Source organism: Gemmatimonadota bacterium, from assembly GCA_009838645.1.
GTDB lineage: Bacteria > JAAXHH01 > JAAXHH01 > JAAXHH01 > JAAXHH01 > JAAXHH01.
Map to the genome: position 1 here is coordinate 15382 of VXRC01000004.1, position 19092 is coordinate 34473.

The following is a 19092-nucleotide window of genomic DNA, read 5'->3' on the forward strand; positions in this document are numbered from 1 at the left end:
TCGGCGGCGGAATCAGGGCATGCCGGAGATCACTTCAAGCGCTCGTTCCACGTCGGCCATCCGGTTGTACAGGTGGGGCGAGAAGCGGATCACGGGACCGCGCAGGGCGACCATGACGTTGGCTTGCTTCAGGTACCGCTCCACGTCCGAGACATCGCGGCCCGGAAAGCGGGTGGTGACGATGGCCGAACGCTCGTCGGCGTCCCGGGGGGAGGTGACCTCGGCGCCGATCGCGGCCAGGCCGTCGATGAGGTGGTCGGCCAGCACCTGGTTGTGGGCGAAGATCCGGTCGATACCGGTGTCCACGAGAAACTCTATCGATTTAGCGAACCCGCCGGCCAGCCCGTAAGCCATGGTGCTGAACTCGAAACGGGACGCGTCCTCCGGGTAGTCCGGCGGATCGGTGCGGATATCCCAGATGTCCTTCTGACTTCTGAAGCCCACCAGGCCGGGCTCGAGACGTGTGGCCAGGTGCGGCGCGAGGTACATGACGGCCACGCCGAAAGGGCCGCACAGCCACTTGTACGCCCCGGCGGCCACGGCGTCCACGCCCATGCCGGTCGCGTCGATGGGCACCGCGCCCGCGGACTGCGTGGCATCCACGACCAGCAGGGCGCCGTGACGGTGTGCGATGTCCGCGAAGGCGGCCAGGTCCCAGCGCTGGCCGCTGCGGAACTCCACGTGGGACAGGGCCACCACCGCCGTATTGTCGTCCACGAGATCCCTGACGCGATCCGGCTCGACGGTTTCTCCCCGCGCGTGCGCCAGCCGGATCTCGCAGCCCGTGTGATTGGCGACCCGTCTCCAGGGATACACCGAGGCGGGGAAGGAGACGTCGGTACTGACGACGTTGGTATCCGGTCCGGGCATGACCGCCCAGGCGAGGGAACTCAGGAGCTCGGTGGTGCTGGATCCGGCGGCGATGTCTGCCGGGGACGCGTTGAATAGGCGGGCCGCCTGCCGGTGGAGTTCGTCGAAGACCGTGGCTTCGGCTTCTTCGTCGAAGTGGTTGCTGCCGTACTCGGCGACGTCCCGGTACCATTCGGTGATCGCCGCGGCCGCAGGACGGTACATGGGCGTCACGTTGGCCGCGTTGATATACGTGCAGGTCTGTGCTACGGGAAACTCGTCGACCGGTACCAGCGGATCGAGGGACGGCTTCATGGCAGGCCCTTCCCGAGATCAGCCGGCGGCCGCGCCGCGCTCGTTCTCGGATCCGGCGGCCTCTTCCTCGGCGACCTGGCGGAGCAGGCTGGAGATCCGGCGCAGCCCCTCGTTCAGGTAATCGGGCGGCAGGCCGTAGCTGATGCGGAGATGGTTGGGCACGCCGAAGTAGTCGCCCGGCCCGATGAGCACCGATTTCTCCTGGATCAGCCGGTTCACGAGCGTCGCGGAGTCGGTCTTCAGGTTGTACCGGACGAAGGAAATGGCCGTCGCCTGGGGCGGCACGAGACTCAGGATGTCCGCGTTGTCGTCGATCCAGGCCCGGTAGTTGTCCCATCCCCGGCGGATATAGCCCCGCGTCCTCTCGAAGATGGTCTGCCGCACGTCCGGACGCAGCGCCAGCGGCGCGAGGAAGTGGTTGGACAGCTTGGCCGTGCTCAGCGTCAGGTACTCGTGGCGCATCCAGAGCTTTCTGATCAGGTCTTCGGGACCGACGAGCCAGCCGATCCGCAGGCCGGGCATGGCGAAGGACTTGGACATGCTGCCCGCCGAGATGACCCGGTCGTACCGGCCGTAGAAGGTGGGCGACACTTCCTCGCGTTCCCGTTCGGACCCGGCGTAGATCTCGTCCGCGAGCAGGTAGGCGCCGCTGCCTTCGGCCACACGGACGACGGCGTCCATTTCGGCTTCCGTCAGTATCTGTCCGGACGGGTTGTTCGGATTGCAGATGGAGATCAGTTTGGTTTCGTCCGAGACGGCGGCTTCGAGACTGTCCGTATCGAGCGCCCAGTCGCGGTCGGGATCGAGCTTGAACGTCCGCCGGACGGCGCCCAGGTTGTGCGCGAGTCCCCAGCTCTGGAGGTAGCAGGGCACCTGGACCGCAACTTCTCCGCCGCCTTCCAGCAGCGTTTGGAACGTGATGAAATTGGCCTCGATGCACCCGATGGTCACCAGCACGTTCTCGGCGGTCGCGCCGGGGTAGTACTGGGCGATGGCCTCCCTCAGTTCCGGCGAGCCATTCGCGTATCCGTAGCCCAGTTCGGTGTCCAGCATACGGTCCAGGATGTCCGGATCGTGTTCTATCAGTTCCCTGACTTTAACCGGGTGCGCGCCGCTCTCGGACAGGTTGTACTCCACGATTTGCTCCCAGTCCGACATGATGCGTTCCAGTTCGAAAGGCTGGAAGGCCGCTGCCATGTGCTTGCTCCTTGGTTTGATGCTTCGCCCGCTCCGCTACTTTACAGCGTGGTAGACGGCCTTGGATATCTGGATGTCCTGTACCGCGACACCCGTCGAATCGGCGATCGAAATCTGATCGTCGGAAGTGCGGCCCAGGGATGGATCCTGGATCACGTTTCCGAGCTCGACCACCTTGTCCTCGGTAATGGCGCCCGCCTTCATCGCCTGGGCGATCTCGCCGCGCAGCCTGCACTGCGGAATGCTGTCCGCCACGACCACGTCGGCCTTCGCGAGGACGCCGGGATCGAGTTCGATCTTGTCCGGCGTGTCGGAACCCATTGCGGTGATGTGCGTGCCGGGACGCACCTGGTCGGCGGTAAGCAGCGGTGACAGGGACGGCGTGGACATGATGATGAGATTGCTTGTCGCCGCCACGGCACCGGCGTCATCCGTGATCTCTACGGTGTATCCCCGGGCTTCCATTTCGTTCTTGTATGAGGCCTTGCTCTCGGCGGAACGGCCCCAGGCGATCACGTCCGTGCAGTCGACGACGCCCTTGAGGTACTCGACCTGCATGCGCGCCTGGAGACCCGTGCCGAACACGCCGATGCGGCTGACGTTCTTCGGTGCGAGGACTTTGGCCACGACCGGCCCCATGGCGGCCGTGCGCACGTTGGTGAGGTAGCCCTGGTCGAGCAGAAACGCCACGGGCTGGCCCGTCCGCTGGTTGAAGATCAGCATCATGCCCTGGACGCGGGGCAGTCCGACCGTCGGGTTGTCGTTGAACCCGGACGCCAGCTTGATGACGTAGTAGTCGTCGTCGTTGATCGCGCCGTACTTGATGTGCACGTTCCCGGGAGGATCCTCGAAGTGCATCTCGCCGACCGGCGGCACCTGCACCTTTCCCTGCGAATAGGCGACAAAACCGTCTTCTATATCCTGAATGACGTCAATGCCCTCTACGGCTTCCTTGATGCGGTCCAGCTCGACGATGAGCGGCATGGTAAGACTCCTCCCGGCAGTCCGGCTATCTGAGGTTTGCGCACGGTGCGACAGGCAAGTGGATTGTTTTCCAAAAATGAGCAGACAAAATAACGTTTTTCCGGGGCAAAGTCAAATAAAACCGCGCGGATACCGCGTCTGGCAGGCGTGAGCCGGACACGCCGGCAAGGCCGCCTCGACGGGCTGCCGGGGCAGACCGGTCCGGCGGGGATATTGTATTGACAAAAACCCCGGAGGGTAACACAATACGGGAGTCTCACAGACCGGCCGGCAAAGTCCCGGAGGAGTGCTTACATGGCGGATGTGGTCCTGAAGAACGTGGACAAGCGGTTCGACAAGAACTCTGTGGTCCGTAACGTCAACCTGGAAATCAGGGACCGGGAGTTCGTGGTCCTCGTCGGACCCTCAGGCTGCGGCAAGTCCACCACGCTGCGCATGATCGCCGGACTTGAAGAAGTGACCTCCGGCGAAATCCACATCGACGGTAAACGCGTGAACGACGTCCCGCCGAAGGACCGGGACATCGCCATGGTGTTCCAGAACTACGCGCTGTACCCCCACATGACGGTCTACGAGAACATGGCCTTCGGGCTCAAGCTGCGCAAGTATCCCCGTTCCGAGATCGAGGCGCGGGTCAACGAGACCGCCGGCATCCTGGGCATCGGCCATCTCCTCGCGCGCAAGCCGAAGGCGCTGTCGGGCGGCGAGCGCCAGCGCGTGGCGGTGGGCCGCGCCATCGTGCGCAAGCCAAAGGTGTTCCTCTTCGACGAACCCCTCTCGAACCTGGACGCCAAGCTGCGCGTGCAGATGCGGACGGAGATCAGCAAGCTCCACAACAGCCTCGAAGCGACCATCGTCTACGTCACCCACGACCAGGTCGAAGCCATGACCATGGGCGACCGGATCGCCGTGATGAAAGACGGCGAGGTGCAGCAGGTCGCGGCGCCCCTCGAGCTATACGAGAACCCGGCGAACCGGTTCGTCGCGGGTTTCATCGGCAGTCCGGGCATGAACTTCCTGGAAGGCCGGGTCGTCTTCGACAACGGGCATGCGGCCTTCGACGAAGGCAGCCTCCGGCTTCCCATTCCGGACGGCATGCGGGAGGCCCTTGCGCCCTGGCGGGACCGGGAGGTCACTTTCGGCATCCGTCCGGAGGACATCACTTCCGTGGATGCGAACAAGGACTGGCGGGAAGCCCGTCAGATCAAGGCGACCGTCGAGGTGGTGGAACCCATGGGAAGCGAGACTTTCCTCTACATGACGACCGGCCGGTACCCGTTCATCGCCAGGGTGGACGCCTTCGTAGACCCCGCCATTAACACGGAACTGCCGCTTCTCGTGAACATGGCCAGGGCCCACTTCTTCTCCAGGGAAGATGAAGCGGCCATCGTATGACCGGTTAGCGAAGGGCGTCAGCCCAGGTGGGCGCGGCCGTCAGCCCAGGTGGGCGCGCTTGGCCAGGAAGGTCAACAGGGCCTGGTCGAAGGGCGTGCCGGTGTCCAGGCTGAGATAGTCCGCGGCGTTCTCCCGGCAGACGCGGGTGTACAGTTCGTCCTGTTCCTTCAGGTCCCCCAGGTAGGCTTCACGTATAACGTGCGGGTGGGTATACACCTCTTCCCCGGTCTCCATGTCGCGGAAACGGGCGGGATGGCGGAACTCGAAGTCCTTCTCGGCGGGATCCAGCAGGCGAAACACGATCACTTCATGTTTTCGATGGCGGAAATGCCGGATGCTGTCGACGATATCCCCGGGTTCGTCGAACAGATCGGAAATGATGATGATCAGCCCGCGCCGCTTGATCCGTTCCGCCAGCGAGTGAAAGGTCGCCCGGCTTCGTGTTCCGGAACCGGCCGCCGCGGCGTGCAGCCGTTGCAGGATGATGTGCAGATGGTTGCGGACCGACCGCGGGGGAACGTATTGCCTGATCCGCTCGTCGTACAGCACCAGCCCCACGGAGTCCTGCTGGCTCAGCATGAGATAGGTGAGCGCGGCCGCCAGGTATCTCCCGTACTCCAGCTTGCTTATCCCCGTAGACACGAATTCCATCGAAGCGCTGACGTCCAGGAAGATATAGGACTTCAGATTGGTTTCTTCTTCGTATTCCTTGATGTAGAACCGGTCTGACTTGGCGAAGACCTTCCAGTCGATATGCTTGATGGGATCGCCCGGCATGTACTGCCGGTGTTCCGCGTATTCGACGCTGAACCCGTGGTAGGGACTGCTGTGCAGCCCGGCGATGAACCCTTCCACGACCAGCCGCGCCTTGAGGTCCAGCCGGGCGAGCCGGGACACGGTCATTGGATCGAGGTACTTGCGGTATTCGGTCGAATTCATGGAATGCTGTCGAGCTTGCGGAAGGATCAGGCGCCTTCCGTCAGGATCAGGCGCCTTCCGTTTCATCCATCAGCTGGGTGATGATGTCATCAGCGGTGACCCCGTCCGCGTCGGCGTTGAAATTGGTCACGATGCGGTGCCTCAGTACGGGCAGTGCCAGGGCGCGCACGTCTTCCGGCGTGGGCGTATAGTTTCCCATGAGCACCGACCGGGCCTTTGCGCCCAGGATCAGGTACTGGGAAGCCCGCGGTCCGGCGCCCCAACTGACCCTGTCCCGGATGAAGGGCGGGGCGTCCGGCTCGTTCGGACGGGTCATGCGCGCCAGGGAGACGGCGTACTCGATCACATGGTCCGCCACGGGCACTCTACGGATCAGTTGCTGCAGTTTCTTCACGTCGCTTCCCGTCAGGATATGTTCCGGCTCGGCTTCCTGAACGCTCGTCGTGCTCCGGGCGATTTCGATCTCTTCAGTGCGGGACGGATAATCCATGTAGATACTGAACATGAAGCGGTCCAACTGGGCTTCGGGCAGCGGATAGGTGCCTTCCTGTTCGATGGGGTTTTGCGTCGCCAGGACGAAAAAGGGCTCGTCGAGCTTCATGGACTCCCCCGCGGCCGTCACTTCGTGTTCCTGCATCGCCTGCAGAAGGGCCGCCTGGGTCTTGGGCGGCGTACGGTTAACCTCGTCGGCCAGGATTACGTTCGCGAAAATCGGACCGCGGATGAACTTGAACTCACGGTGACCGGTCGTCCGGTCCTCTTCCAGGATTTCCGTTCCCGTGATGTCGGACGGCATCAGGTCGGGTGTGAACTGAATGCGGCTGAACTTGAGATCGAGCGTCCTGGAGAGCGTATTGATCAGAAGGGTCTTGGCAAGCCCCGGAACGCCGATCAGCAGGGCGTGGCCGTTTGCCAGGAGGACGGTCAGAAGTTGTTGAATCACGTCCTGCTGGCCGATGATGACCTTGGAAATTTCAGTCCGTATGCGATCTCCCGCCTCTTTCAATTCCTCGACGATTTTCAGATCGTCGTGCTGCTGTTCTTCATTCATGTGCACTTCCTTCGAATGTGCGAATCCGATTCCATCGCCGCGCGACATCAGTGTCCGATGTCGGACCGTACCGCAAGCCCGGCCCGATCCGACAGTCCTCGGAGACCCGGACCGCCAGCGCGCCGATGCTGTGAAGATACAGCCCGACAAGATACAGGATGACTGGATGGGCTTTCAAGGAGTTTAAGCGGCAGACGGAGTCTCCTCATTCGCTATCCAAGTAGACTCGAACTACAATTTTGCCAGTACTTTGACCAGGAGATCCTTGATCTCCGCCACGTCCGTTTCAATCCGATCCAATCGCTGTTCCACGGCATCGAGTCGCTGTTCCACGGCATCGAGTCGCTGTTCCACGGCATCGAACCGCCGGTCAACGGCCTCAAATCGCTGATCCATAGCCTCGAACCGTCTGTCAACGGCCTCGAACCGCCGTTCAACGCACCCGTGTAGCGCACTGATCTTCCTCGTTACTTCTCTGGCAAAGAGGTTGAATTTGTTGATCATGTCTTTCTCAAACAAATCCATCCGTTCGGTCATGTTCTTCTCAAATAAATCGAACCTCTTGTTTAAATCTCCATTGGTCGACATGGACGCCTCCTGTGAGTGCTGTTTAAATAGGGTCGCGAATGTGCCTCTCACAGGATTAGTCGGAGCCATGGTGGTTTTCTCGTACAATGCGTAAATCTTTGAGTTTTTAGGATTCCGAGCCCGGATCACCCGGCCTGTTGTCCCGTCAAGCCGCAGGTTGTTCCCACTGCGCCCGCGGTCCGTCCACGTAGTCCAGGAAACGGTCCGCGATGGCCGCTTCGCGCGTATCGCCGGTGTGAATGACGACGCGCCACCGGAAGGTAGTCTCCGTATCCGCGTCGCAGTGGTGGTCGTCCCAGACCATCCAGCAGTTCGCGGCGAACAGGCCATACCCTCTCACGTGCCAGGCCGTGGGGTAGCGGAGGTTGTCCGGGTGGTCGAACACGGCGAAGCCTGCGGTCAGCCCGATCTCGCCGACCTTGCCGATCTCTCCGGTCCCGCCGGTCTCGCCGGTCGGCCGGGCGTCGCCGGTCTCGCCACCCACCGGGCCGCAGTAGTCCATCCAGTGTGCCCGGCGGGACCAGCAACCGGTCTCGTCGTCCGCGCCGTAGGCGTTGCGCATCCGGCCGTCGCCCGACGCGTTCATGGTAGGATTGACGCGGATGCTCAGGAACCCGCCCTCCTTCGTGGACCCGATCGTCACGGGACCGTGGTCGGTGATGAGCGTGAAGAGCACATCCAGTATCACGGCGTCGCGGCCGGTGTCGAAGAGCCGGTACCACCGGCGGTCGGACATGAGCGGCCGGTCCGCCTCGTACCAGGTGTTGCCCGTGGCGATCGTGAGAGATAGCGGTCCCCGGTGGATGGACATCTCATCCTGGACGGTCCGTCCGAACCCGGGCCGGTCGAATTCACCCCAGCAATCCACTCCGTTGATGGCGCCCTGCATCAGGGTGAGTCCCCGTTGCCAGGGGTGCTCCCCCTCGCTGTATGCCGGCATGGGCGCTCTCAGCATGTTGACGCCGCCGGGCGTGAGAATGGGATTGATGAAGGGTTTGGGATATGCGACACCGTGGTGAAAGGTCATGAACGGCGCGCCGCCCAGCGACACTTCCACCCGGTCTTCGCGGCATACGTGTTCGATGCCGCAGCGGGGCGCCGGATCATCGGCGGCGGTCGCATCCCACGTTGCCACCTCGCCGGATTCCATGGACGGCAGGATGGCGTGGTATATGGCGGAAAGGGGATCCCGTTCGGCCAGAAGGGTCGAACCGCCGCTTCCAGTCAGACGAAGCACTTGCGCATCACAACCATCCGGCGCCGGAATGGCAGCCAACTGCGCTGATCTGGACCGCGGCGAAGTCAGGGTGAGTTCCATTTGACCAATCGCTCCTTTCTACTTGAGTGTCGCGATCACGCGCTCCCGGACCAGGGCCCGTATGACGTCTCCGAAGGCGTCCAGCGTCAGCGCGATATCCTCGTCGGTATGGGCGGAGGAGGTGACGCCTCCCGTGTAGGAGACCAGGTCGATGCCGCGCGCGAGCAGCATCTTCTGGAAGGCGGAGACCACGGGAGCCGGGATCCCCTTGAGTACGTTCACGTCGCGGGTGACCAGTCGTTCACGGTCGGAGGCGCCGCTTCCCGGAAAGGCCTCCAGGTAGACGTGGAAGATGGACGCGTCGCCGTAGGCGTAACCGGCCACGCCTTCCTCGCGGAGGATGCTGTCCATGCCATGGCGCAGCCGCTCTGCCAGCCGGTTCGCCTGTTCCTGGGGCAGACCGGTGGCAACGCGTTTCAAAGTGGCGATGCCGGCGGCGGTGGAGACCGGGTTTGCGTTGAAGGTCCCCAGGTGATGCACCCGTTCGTACCGGTCCCGGTGGGCGTCGCCGGTATAGTCGAACACTTCCATGATATCGGCGCGGCCCGCGAGCACGCCGCCTGGCATGCCGCCCGCCAGGATCTTGCCGTGGAAGCTCATGTCCGGTGTGATTCCGGCGTATTCCTGGTAGCCACCCGGTGCGTAGCGGAACCCCGTTATGACCTCGTCGTAGATCAGGAGCACGCCGTGGTCCCGGGTCAGATCGCGAAGCCCCTCGTTGAAGGCCACGGTAAGGGGTCCGGTACCCCAGGACGCGCCGGACGGCTCCAGCATGACGGCGGCGATGTCCCGGTCCTTCTCCAGCACTTCGGCGACGCGGTCGAGGTCCGCCGGGATGACTTCGATCGTATCGAGAACGGCCGGCGGGATGCCTGCCGAGACGGGCTTGTCGAAGGGGATCATGGCCCCCTTGCCCACGCCGTCGTGCCATCCGCTGAAGTGTCCCTCGAAGCGCAGCACCCTGATCTTGCCGGTGAAGGTCCGGGCAACGCGAAGCGCGAGCATGCTGCCCTCGGACCCCGAGTTTACGAAGCGCACGCGTTCCGCGCAGGGGACCATCCTCTGGATCAGCTCGGCCCATTCCAGCTGCATCGGATGGTCGTTGCCGAAATGAAATCCCAGATCGAGGGCGTCGCGCATGGCCCGGCACACTTCCGGTGGCGCGTGCCCCAGCAGCAGCGCGGCGTTGCCCATGCCGTAGTCGATGTACTCCCGGCCGTCCTCGTCCCGCTTTCGTGAGCCTGCCGCACGGGAAATGTACAAAGGAAGGGGATGGCCCCTGCGCAGGTCGTGTCCCACCCCGCCGGCCAGTGATTCCAGCGCACGCGAATACAGTTCCTCGGCCCTGGGGCGGGACTTCCTGTACTGCTCGATCGGTTTATCACCCATCTTCAGTCCTCGCCTTCGCCCGTAGCTCATCGCAGCCCGTTGATCAATGTCAGCGTGGCGTCGACGACCCGCTGCTCCGAATCGGGGCGGATGGCCGTGGGCATGCTGTAGGCCTGGAACAGCAGGTCGGGCACGCCGTACCAGCGCTTGCGGATGTCCCAGCCGCCCGCCGGGAAATCCTCCGCCCTGGGCAGGTAGCATACGCATCCGTTGGTGTAACCCATGACCAGGGTCTGGGGGAACGGCGATCCGGCCTTGATGGCCAGTCCGGTTTCAAAAAAGGTCTCCGTGCTGTTCGCGGCCAGGACGATATCGTTGATCCGTATGGCCTGGACCACGACGTCGATCGAGGCGCCGCCGGATTCAACGGCCTCGACGAGCCGGTCGCTCCAGTCCGCGAACCTCGTGGTTACGAGAAACTCCCATACCTCGCCGCCCTGTGCGCGGACTTTGTCCCGCGCATCGTGGCATTTCGCCCGGATGGCCCGGGCCTCTTCGGGCGGCGGCAGGTCGATGAACCCGAGCGAAAGGGATTCGTCCGCGGCGGCCAGGCGGGTGCACGCCTCGCCGGTGACCGGCTCCCACGGCCAGACGGTAATTCGGGACAGCGATCCCATGCGCCGGCGCTCCCCGCGCATCCGGTGGGTGTGGATGGCTGCGGCGGTCTTGACGACTTCGGCGCCCAGCGTGGCCCCGATGCGGTCTTTCTCGTCCCTGCAGTCGGCTTCCATGCTCAGGCCGCCCCGCGGCATGATGTTCCCGCCGCATCCCTGGAGAAAGAGCGACAGTCCCCCGATCGCGTGCTCGACCAGGTCCCTGGCCGCGCCCGGGAAATCCGGGGATGCCGCCATGGACCGGGGTCCGACGGTCACCGGGTGGCAGCCATAGGAAAACAACGTGGCGATGGGACGGCCTTCCAGGTCGTCCACGCGTAGGACCCCCACGGACGGGTCGGTCGGATGACGGGGTACTTCGCCGAGGAAGACCTCGCCGTCGGCATCGGTCTCCCGGCGGTATACCCCGACGCGGCAATCGCCCCGCCCCGCGCCGATACGCGCCGCAACCTTCCGTTCGTCCGCTTCCCGAGCCGCATCCGTGATCCAGCCGCACAGATCCTCCTGGTACCGGGACTGCAGCGCGATCTGTTCGGGTTCATCGGGGAACCACTCCGGCGTGGCGGGCGAGCTGTGGGTGTGGTTGAGATTGACCATGACGTGGGAGGAGGCGGTTCCCGCCGCTTCGGCGATGCGCGCCCGCAGTCCGTTTATCACGGGCAGGTCCATCCACCCGGTATCCGTCGCGACGATCACGACCTTGGTCCTTCCGTCCGAAAGGACCAGCGCCGTGGCCGTCAGATCGCTTTCGATCGACTGGACGAGTCCTTCCCGCGAACTGAAGCCGAAGGTCCGGATACCCAGTGGAGGGTTGATCACGCGCCGGGCGGCGCCGGCGTAGAGTTCGGGCATGTCGCGTTACACCGGCACGTGCGGCTGCATGAGGTCTTTCGTGAAGATGGTCTCCGTCAGGCAGTCGACCCGGTTGCAGTCGAACCACGTCATGTACACGAACTCGATGGACAGGCAGCCCCGGTAGTCCAGCGCTTCGAGCCGCCGGGCGATGTCCACGAAATCGATGGTGTTCTCGTCGAGCCGGGACTGCAGTTTCCCGGGCCGCGCCGCGCGGATGTGGAAATGATCGGTACGGGCGAGGAGCGGGTGGATCCGATCCTCGGGGATGTACTGCATGACGAAGTGCGAGTAGTCCAGCGTGACCGTGGCCTCCGGCGCACGCTCCAGCAGGGCCAGCGCCCTTTCCGGCGTGTCGACGACGGACTGGACGTGAGGTTCGAAGCGGACCGTGATGTCCCGCTCGCTGGCCAGATCGGTCAGGTCGTTCATGGCTTCGACGGCCGTGTCGAGATTCTCCTCGAAGGAGCGGCCCGGATGGTGCGTGCCCGGGCTGATCGTGAATCCCGGTATGCCGACGGCCTCGCAGAAGCGGATGATCCCCTCGAATGAAGTCCTGTTCCGCTTCCGCACCGCCGGGTCCGGGGCATTGAAGGACCGTTCTTCGAGGGATGCGCCGAACTGCGGAAAGAAATCGACGGCTTCCAGTTCGTATTTCGCCAGCATCCGGTTGAGGCGGTTCGCATGGCCCAGCGGATCCGCGCCCACTTCGTCAGGCTCCAGGCTGCATCGGCCCCGGTCGTGAAACCCGGCGATGTCTACGCCCTTGAAGCCGATGGCCCGGGCCAGCGCCAGCGTGCCCTCCAGGTCGAGATACTCGAAGGAATGGTTGCTAACGGTCAGGCGCATCGGCAACTCCCAGCAGGTTGTTCCAGCATTTCCACCGAATCTGGCGCTCCTTGTAGTGATCGCTTTGCCCGACGCCGATGGGGTTGCCGAAAGACAGGACGTTCTTTGGATCGTCCCGTTTCCCGCCCCAGGCGGTGGGCACGTTCATGGATTCGGGATCGTGGTTCCAGGTCGGCGCCCGGTTGTCCCGCACCCGCCTGAAAAGGAACTTGATCATGTGGCGTTTGATGGATGTTCGATTGGCCGCGGTACCGTGCCAGAGGTCATAGTGGGTCAGGGCGAAGGTCCCGGCCCTGACGACCATCGGCACCTGTCCATGGATGTTGGTGTAGGTGGCCATGCGGTCCGTGGGCGCGTTGCGGAACTGCGTGCCCGGGACGATGATCGTGGGTCCCATCTCCGGGGTGATGTCGGTGGGATAGAACAGCCCGAGCAGCCGGTCGATGCGGGTATCCCGGCTGTTGGTGCTGTCCTGGTGCCAGGACATGTGGCCGGTGTGCGGCTGCTTGCAGTGCCAGTGGCGGTGGCCCTGTACCTCGTAGTCCTCGCCGAGCAGGCTGACCAGGGCGCCTTTCACGGCGGGATGTTCGACCGCCTGCCAGAGCTCCGGCACCTCCTCCGCGATGGCGTCGCCGGGATTGTGGTCCAGTTCGTCCAGCCGGCCGGCGATGCGCTCGTTGAGTCCCTCGGAAAGATCGAGTTCGAGCAGGTGATAGCCGTTTACGATAAATCCGACCATCTCCATATCCGTGAGCAGATGGGATTTATCCATCCCGGACCTCCTCCAGTTTCTGCAAGATGAACTCGTATCCCACGACGTCCAGGTCCCGGTCGTCGATAGGCGCCTGGAGATGGGGAAACTGCACGATCTGCCACCCGTCGACGAGCGCGTCGTGCACGGTGTTGTAGGGCCAGTCGGGGACGTCCGCCGTGATTTCCACCCGGTAGTCCTTGACGGGTTCAATGGGGGTAAATCCCAGGATCTCGGAGAATACGCTGGGCGTCCGCGCGTGCAGGTACAGCAACCGCTGCCTTACGCCTGGGTTGGGGGTTGAAGACATGTTGGCCTGGACAGTAATGATAGTCGATCAGGTTTCGGGGTGCTCGACGTTGTAAAATGACGGATCCGGACGCCGCGTCCAAGGGAATAATGCGGCATGCTATTCGGTTGACAACGTAGGCGACAACGGGTCCATGTCGTAATTCACGTTCGTCCCCATCACCCACCCCTTCCCGCCGCCCAGGTGGCGAAGTATTCAGGCGCCCAGCGCCTGGCGACGTGGAAGTCGTGGCGCTGAGCGGCCGCCAGCGGCGGCGCCGTCTCCGCGTCGATCCAGGCCTCGATGCCGGCCAGTCCGCGGAATTCCAGGATCCAGGCGTAATCTCCGCGGTCGCTGGCTCCCAACGATTGGAAAACCTCGCCGTGGAAGAGGCCGTGGTCCCGGCTCACCTCCCGCATGCGTCGCCATCTCTCTTCGTCTTGCTCATCGGAATCGTACGCGTCCGCACCCCGGTGCCGGCCGCCGAAGGCCAGCAGGACGATCGACGAAGGATCGGCCGACAGGGCCGGTATGATGTGCGGATCGGCGTCGGGGGTCACCGGCGATTCGGCTTTGCGCGGCAACCAGTTAAGGCACTCCGGTTGCCAGCGGCGGGCGAGGGTATAGTCGTAGTGACCGTAGCGTCCGTATGGTGGTTCCGCCTCGGCCGACATCCAGGCCTCCGCGCCGGCGAGATCCGGAAATTCGATGGTCCAGAACCGCTCCCAGTTTCCACGGGGCCCCAGCAGCCGGTATCCGTGGATGCCGATCAGGCCGTGACGGTCGGCAACCGACAGCATAAGGTCGACGTGCCGGCGCTCGTAGTCGGTCCGCCGGGCCTCGTCCAGCTGATGCCATTCCGGCAGACGACCGCCGCGAAAGAGAATGATGACGTTTTCGCCTGGTCCGGTCACGAAAACCCTCCTCTCGGACAAGTTGGACTCATTGCCTGTTCAGGGCGCTCCTTCGGGCCGCCAGGCCCGATAGGGAGGAGCAGGCGGACCGTCCTCCCGGCACCAAGTCCAGGCGGAACAAGGTCCTGTCACAAACGGATATCGGAGAACGTTCCGGTATTCGGCAATCCCGCGACGGTGCAGTTCACGCTCGCGACACGATTCGCGAGGCGGGTCGCACCGATCGGGTCTTTCGTACCCGCATATTCGACGACGAAACCGGCGGCGAAGGCGTCTCCGCAGCCGGTAGTGTCGACTACCTCCCGGGCCGGCTCAGAAGGGATGGCGATGGCCCTGGTTTCCCGGTCCTTTCGGTAAACCGTGGCGGGACCGAGAGGCCCCCGCGTAATGACGCATACCGAGGGACCGAGCGCTGTAACGGACCGTCCGAAGGCGATGAAATCATCCACCGTTTCCAGCAGTCCGCCTGGCACGCCGGCGAGCAGACGGGCCTCCACTTCGTTCATCTGAACGACGTCGAACATCTCGATCCATCGGTGCCAGTCCCCGGGCGCCCGTCTTTGCCGGTAGCCCTCCGCGTCAATGCCGAGACACAGATTGTGCACGTCCAGGTACAGCAAACCGGTGGCCCTTTCCCGCACGGACGCCATGGTTTCCAGGCTGATATCGTCGCCCACGATGAAATTCACCAGCAGGGCGTCAAGATCGAGAAACGGTTCGATCTGTTCAAAGGGTATGGGACCGATATGGTTGGTCAGTTGCTCGACTTTCTCCATTTCTTCGTCGTAACGGATCCGGTTCCGGCTGGTACCCGTTCGTGAAACGCGGACGCCGCGGTTGCTGACGGCGGGGCGCGGATCCAGAATGGCGCGCATGGCGTCGTAACAATCCGTTCCGATGCGGCTGATGGGATACAGTGCGTCGCCTTCGCCCACGAGGTCGGCCATTACGGTGGTGTTGTACAATATGCCGCCGAGGTCCTGGATCCGGCGGCCGCCGGCCATGAAGATGGTGTCGTGGTTGATGAGGCCGATGATGCCAACGCGCATGTTGTTTCCAGTTCAGTCTGCCACGGACGGCCCGTGTTTCCCGGACAGCCCGAGTTGGACGGACACGGCTTCAATCACCCGTTCCACGGTAATGCCGCGCATGCAGTCGTGGGTTCCGATGGGACACCGGTTCCCGCCATGGGAACTGCATGGCCGGCAGTCCAGGGGGATCTCGACGACCTGGTGCCCCGATCCGTGAGGGACGAACCCAAAAGCGGGTACCGTCGGCCCGAAAAGGGCCACGACGGGCGTATCCATGGCGGCGGCCACGTGGCCCATCCCCGTGTCGTTTGAAACCACGACGGAGCAACGGGCGGCGAGCGCCGCCGATTGCAGCAGGGTCAACGTGCCGGCCGAGTTCAGCGGGTCGACACCGGACTCGGCGGCGATATCGGCGCAAAGCGGCCGGTCCCCGGAACTGCCGAAGAGCACGGATCGGTATCCGTATTCTCGGGAGAGACGGCGGATCAGCGCGGCGTATCGGCCGGGGAGCCACCGCTTGGTCGCCCAGACCGAACCGGGGCTTACGCCGCACAGTGGTTCAGACGGCGCGACGTCCGATTTCCACATCAGCGCATCCACCCGCATCCGGTCCTCGACATCCGGGTACAGGGCCGGGCGAATCCCATCCGTATCCACCTCCCATGAAGCCAGAAGAGAGCGGTTTCGGTCGACTTCGTGGACGGACCGGTAGGGGACTAGGTCCGTCAGGAGCAGCCTGCCTGCGCTTCGATCGAAGCCCACCCGGACGGGAATGCCCGCCAGGAAACCCAGCAGTGCGCTTCTCACGGATCGGTGGGGGATCAACGCCGCATCGTAGCCGGCGCCGCGCAGCCTACGGGCGAGGCGAAGCAGTTCCAGGGGTCCTTTTTGCGCGCCATGCTTGTCGTAGACGACGATATCGTCGACGTGGGGATTGTTCCGAAGCAGGTTCGCCGTCTCGGGCCGCACGACGGCGCCGACACGGCCGGCGCCCAGCCGCGTCCTGGCCGCTTCGAACAAAGGGGTGGACAAAACGAGATCGCCCACGAATGCGGTTTGTATGACAAGTATGCTCAACCCGCTCAAGATGCCTCGTCGGAACGCGGACTCAAGGGCCTCGCGCAGTTGTTTTACTTTAGCGAACTCAGGAACGCCTGGAACTCGCCATCCGCGCTGAGGACCGTCTTCTCCGGTCCGGTGAGCTTGACGAACACGTTGCCTTCCGGCGCCTCGATAATGGCGCCAAGCATCCTGTAGCCTGGTTTTTTAACGGTGCCGGATTGGAACATGGGACCCATGGAGGCGAGGTACGTCCCCGCCAGGGACACCGTGGTCACGGCCAGGCCGTTGATGGTCGATTTCCGCTCGGCCAGTGACGGCTGACCGCCCGTATCCGTCTCGAACTGTTCCTGCCAACGCTGCAGGTTCAGGTCTACGCTGCCTCCCTGTCCACGGCCGAAATAGAACACGGCGCACTCGCCCGGTTCGTCGTCCTCGTCGGCCTTCGGGATCAGATAGGTCGCCATGCGCATCGTGCGGGGTGGCTGCACCTCCCAACGTGGCGGCACGGTCCAGGCGACCCCCGCGGCTGCGCCCGTTGTCGATTGTTCCTGGGCATTCACCGGTGCCGGGCCAGGGGAGTCCGGACGCTCCGCGACAGCGGGCGCCGCCACCAGCGGCGGAGGATCGGCCGGCGGTTCCGGCGAACGTGGTTCGGACTGTTCTCCTCCGTTTCCGCAGGCTGCGGAGATACCGAACAGCAATACGACACAAATGGCGATGACCGGGTGGCGTGGCATAGAAGAAGTCTCCTTTACTGTACTTGGTTTGAATCGTCGGGCGCCGGGGTCTTCCACCGCCGGTGTACCCAGAACCAGTGATCGGGATAATTCATGATGTACCGGGCCAGTACGTCCGTGTAGGCCTGGGTAGTCCGTGCGATGTCGACCGGTTCGTCACCGGTCGACATCGCTTCGATCGGAGTTTCGAAACAGACTCGGTGCCGTTCCGGACCGGATCGAATGATGAAACACGGCACGATGGGAGCGCCCGTGCGCAACGCAAAAAGCGCCGGTCCCTGGTAGGTGGACGCCCTCGTTCCCAGAAAATCGACGAACACCCCGCCGGCCCCCGCGTCCTGGTCCGCGAGCAGCCCGACACATTCGTTGCGCCGAAGCGCCCTGAAGACGGCGGCCGGCGCTTTGTCCATCGTGGCCACCGCCATGCCCAACCGCTCGCGTCCCGCGTGCACCAGGCGGTCGACGGCGGGATTGTGCAGCTTCTTCGCGACGACGGTAATGGGATAGCCGAGCATTGCGACCGTCGCGCCAAGCAATTCCCAGTAACCGAAATGACCGGTGATCAGAATGACACCGCGCCCCCCTTTGACGGCATGGGCGATATGTTCTTCTCCCGAGACGTCGAGCCGGTCCCGCAGATCCGCTGATCTCCCCGCGAGCAGGCGGGCATGTTCCACGGCGGTCCGGCCCAACTGGCGGTAAACGGACCGGGACATGGCTCGAAGCTCCCTGGAATCCCCGGTCATCCCGAAGACCCGGGCCATGTGCTCCATGACCAGCTTCTTCCTCATGCCGGTCACGTTAAAGACCAGTGCCCCAAGTACATCGCCCACCCGAGAAGCGCGGGCGGGCGCGAGCAGGCTGGTCAGCGACATCAACACCCGAAGTCCTGCGTATTCGAGCCGGTGCGACAGCTTCATTCGAAACGCGCTCTCAATAGCGCACGGTCATTCATCCCGCTCCCTGGACATAACCCACTCTTCGTTCCTTCTTCGCCAGTCATCTTCGTCCGTGCGCCAGTCGTCGACTTCCTCATGCGCCCAGCGGCGCAGCGTGGCCCGCCTCCGCCTTCGGATCTGCAGGAAGGCGAGCAGGCAAAGCACGCCGAACAGGGGCGCGATCACGAGGGACAGGCTTTCGCCGAGTAACATGCGCCAGCCGTAGTTGCGTTCCATGTAAGTGAGCCAGTCCCGTTCGAACTCCACGACACTGACGCCGAATGTCTCGAAACAGGCCCGGTCAATGGAGCCGGTCCGCCTCAGGCTGTCGAACAGGGCGTGCAGTCCCGCTTCGCCGTACCTCCTGAGTATGTACTGCACGGCGAGGGCGCTTTGCTGGTAGGCCAGATGGGCCCGATGTTCGGGGAACCTGTTCACGCCCTGGATGGCGCCCAGGGAGACCAGGTTTCCCGATACGACGGCGACCACCAGGGACGCCCGGTCCCAGAACCCCCAATCCCGCGCCATGTGCATCGCGAACCCCTCGTCCAGCCAGCGGGGTATATCCACGCCGCGAAGCGCGCTGTGCAGCATCACGTGGGCCAGTTCATGCACCACGAGTTCTTCGGAACCGTCATACGTACCGGTAATCCGGGGCGACCTGAGCACCACGAGCCTTCGGTGCGGCACGGCGTAGCCCGCGCCCCAGTCGGGTATTGCGCCGGGTGTATAGGTCAGGAAGGCTTCCTGCGTGGAGGCGATATGGATGTGGATGGTATCGGCGGAGGGCACACCCAGCGTGGCGCGCAGATCAGGCGACGCCTCACGCACGATGTCCAGTACGTGTTCCACGAAGGGGGCGTCGGTGGGTTCGAAGGTCACACGAACGCCATGGTCGATTCTCACGGATTCTTCCGCGCCTGCTCCGGCACCCGGCAGCAGCACAAGCACGCTGCAGGCCAGTCCGAGGCACCAGGAACGAAGATAGCCTGAAACCCGCGCAGGCGCCCTATCGAAGCGCATAACGACC

18 protein-coding genes are annotated in these 19092 nt (G+C 63.7%); 1 reads left to right on the forward strand and 17 read right to left on the reverse strand.

The annotated features are described in order from the left end of the window. Positions 1-12 precede the first annotated feature (12 nt). Genes F4Y38_01535 through F4Y38_01545 form a run of 3 tightly spaced genes read right to left on the reverse strand, consistent with a single transcriptional unit; the run spans position 13 to position 3345 of the window. Positions 13-1164 (reverse strand): aminotransferase class V-fold PLP-dependent enzyme, encoded by a 1152-nt coding sequence (locus F4Y38_01535; protein ID MXY47959.1) that lies wholly within the window; start codon positions 1162-1164, stop codon positions 13-15. Between the two features lie 18 nt (positions 1165-1182). Continuing rightward, positions 1183-2361, reverse strand: a complete 1179-nt coding sequence (locus tag F4Y38_01540) for an aminotransferase class I/II-fold pyridoxal phosphate-dependent enzyme (GenBank protein MXY47960.1) — start codon at positions 2359-2361, stop codon at positions 1183-1185. A gap of 36 nt (positions 2362-2397) precedes the next feature. Beyond that, on the reverse strand, positions 2398-3345 hold the full coding sequence (locus F4Y38_01545) for an ornithine cyclodeaminase family protein (protein MXY47961.1): 948 nt from the start codon (positions 3343-3345) through the stop codon (positions 2398-2400). Positions 3346-3639: 294 nt separating this feature from the next. Here F4Y38_01545 and ugpC point away from each other — a divergent pair, with 294 nt between their 5' ends. Continuing rightward, positions 3640-4740, forward strand: a complete 1101-nt coding sequence (gene ugpC / locus F4Y38_01550) for a sn-glycerol-3-phosphate ABC transporter ATP-binding protein UgpC (protein MXY47962.1) — start codon at positions 3640-3642, stop codon at positions 4738-4740. 39 nt (positions 4741-4779) lie between these two features. Here ugpC and F4Y38_01555 read toward each other — a convergent pair whose 3' ends face one another. The 14 genes from F4Y38_01555 to F4Y38_01620 form a co-directional block, all read right to left on the reverse strand. Beyond that, positions 4780-5679 carry a DUF58 domain-containing protein gene (locus F4Y38_01555; protein ID MXY47963.1) on the reverse strand — a complete coding sequence of 300 codons (900 nt, stop codon included), beginning with the start codon at positions 5677-5679 and terminating at the stop codon, positions 4780-4782. Positions 5680-5725: 46 nt separating this feature from the next. Beyond that, positions 5726-6730, reverse strand: coding sequence for a MoxR family ATPase (locus F4Y38_01560; protein ID MXY47964.1), 1005 nt, complete (start codon positions 6728-6730; stop codon positions 5726-5728). A 231-nt stretch (positions 6731-6961) separates the two neighbouring features. Continuing rightward, positions 6962-7318 carry a hypothetical protein gene (locus F4Y38_01565; GenBank protein MXY47965.1) on the reverse strand — a complete coding sequence of 119 codons (357 nt, stop codon included), beginning with the start codon at positions 7316-7318 and terminating at the stop codon, positions 6962-6964. Positions 7319-7463: 145 nt separating this feature from the next. After that, on the reverse strand, positions 7464-8636 hold the full coding sequence (locus F4Y38_01570) for a hypothetical protein (protein ID MXY47966.1): 1173 nt from the start codon (positions 8634-8636) through the stop codon (positions 7464-7466). Positions 8637-8654: 18 nt separating this feature from the next. Then, on the reverse strand, positions 8655-10232 hold the full coding sequence (locus F4Y38_01575) for an aminotransferase class III-fold pyridoxal phosphate-dependent enzyme (GenBank protein MXY47967.1): 1578 nt from the start codon (positions 10230-10232) through the stop codon (positions 8655-8657). 1265 nt (positions 10233-11497) lie between these two features. Further along, a complete protein-coding gene (locus F4Y38_01580; protein ID MXY47968.1) occupies positions 11498-12340 on the reverse strand; it encodes a sugar phosphate isomerase/epimerase in 843 nt (280 codons plus the stop codon). Then, positions 12324-13112 (reverse strand): phytanoyl-CoA dioxygenase family protein, encoded by a 789-nt coding sequence (locus tag F4Y38_01585; protein ID MXY47969.1) that lies wholly within the window; start codon positions 13110-13112, stop codon positions 12324-12326. Before F4Y38_01585 ends, F4Y38_01580 begins: the two co-directional genes overlap by 17 nt. Next, positions 13105-13401 carry a hypothetical protein gene (locus tag F4Y38_01590; protein MXY47970.1) on the reverse strand — a complete coding sequence of 99 codons (297 nt, stop codon included), beginning with the start codon at positions 13399-13401 and terminating at the stop codon, positions 13105-13107. Before F4Y38_01590 ends, F4Y38_01585 begins: the two co-directional genes overlap by 8 nt. A 158-nt stretch (positions 13402-13559) precedes the next feature. Beyond that, complete coding sequence (locus F4Y38_01595) at positions 13560-14294, reverse strand: hypothetical protein (GenBank protein ID MXY47971.1); 735 nt, start codon at positions 14292-14294, stop codon at positions 13560-13562. Between the two features lie 128 nt (positions 14295-14422). Beyond that, positions 14423-15343 (reverse strand): carbohydrate kinase family protein, encoded by a 921-nt coding sequence (locus F4Y38_01600; protein ID MXY47972.1) that lies wholly within the window; start codon positions 15341-15343, stop codon positions 14423-14425. Between the two features lie 12 nt (positions 15344-15355). Beyond that, positions 15356-16450 carry a lipopolysaccharide heptosyltransferase II gene (waaF, locus tag F4Y38_01605; GenBank protein ID MXY47973.1) on the reverse strand — a complete coding sequence of 365 codons (1095 nt, stop codon included), beginning with the start codon at positions 16448-16450 and terminating at the stop codon, positions 15356-15358. Positions 16451-16455: 5 nt separating this feature from the next. Beyond that, positions 16456-16947 carry a hypothetical protein gene (locus F4Y38_01610; GenBank protein MXY47974.1) on the reverse strand — a complete coding sequence of 164 codons (492 nt, stop codon included), beginning with the start codon at positions 16945-16947 and terminating at the stop codon, positions 16456-16458. A gap of 191 nt (positions 16948-17138) precedes the next feature. Then, positions 17139-18044, reverse strand: coding sequence for a lysophospholipid acyltransferase family protein (locus F4Y38_01615; GenBank protein MXY47975.1), 906 nt, complete (start codon positions 18042-18044; stop codon positions 17139-17141). Positions 18045-18071: 27 nt separating this feature from the next. Then, entirely contained in the window at positions 18072-19085 is a 1014-nt protein-coding gene (locus F4Y38_01620) for a hypothetical protein (protein MXY47976.1), read from the reverse strand. Positions 19086-19092 lie beyond the last annotated feature (7 nt).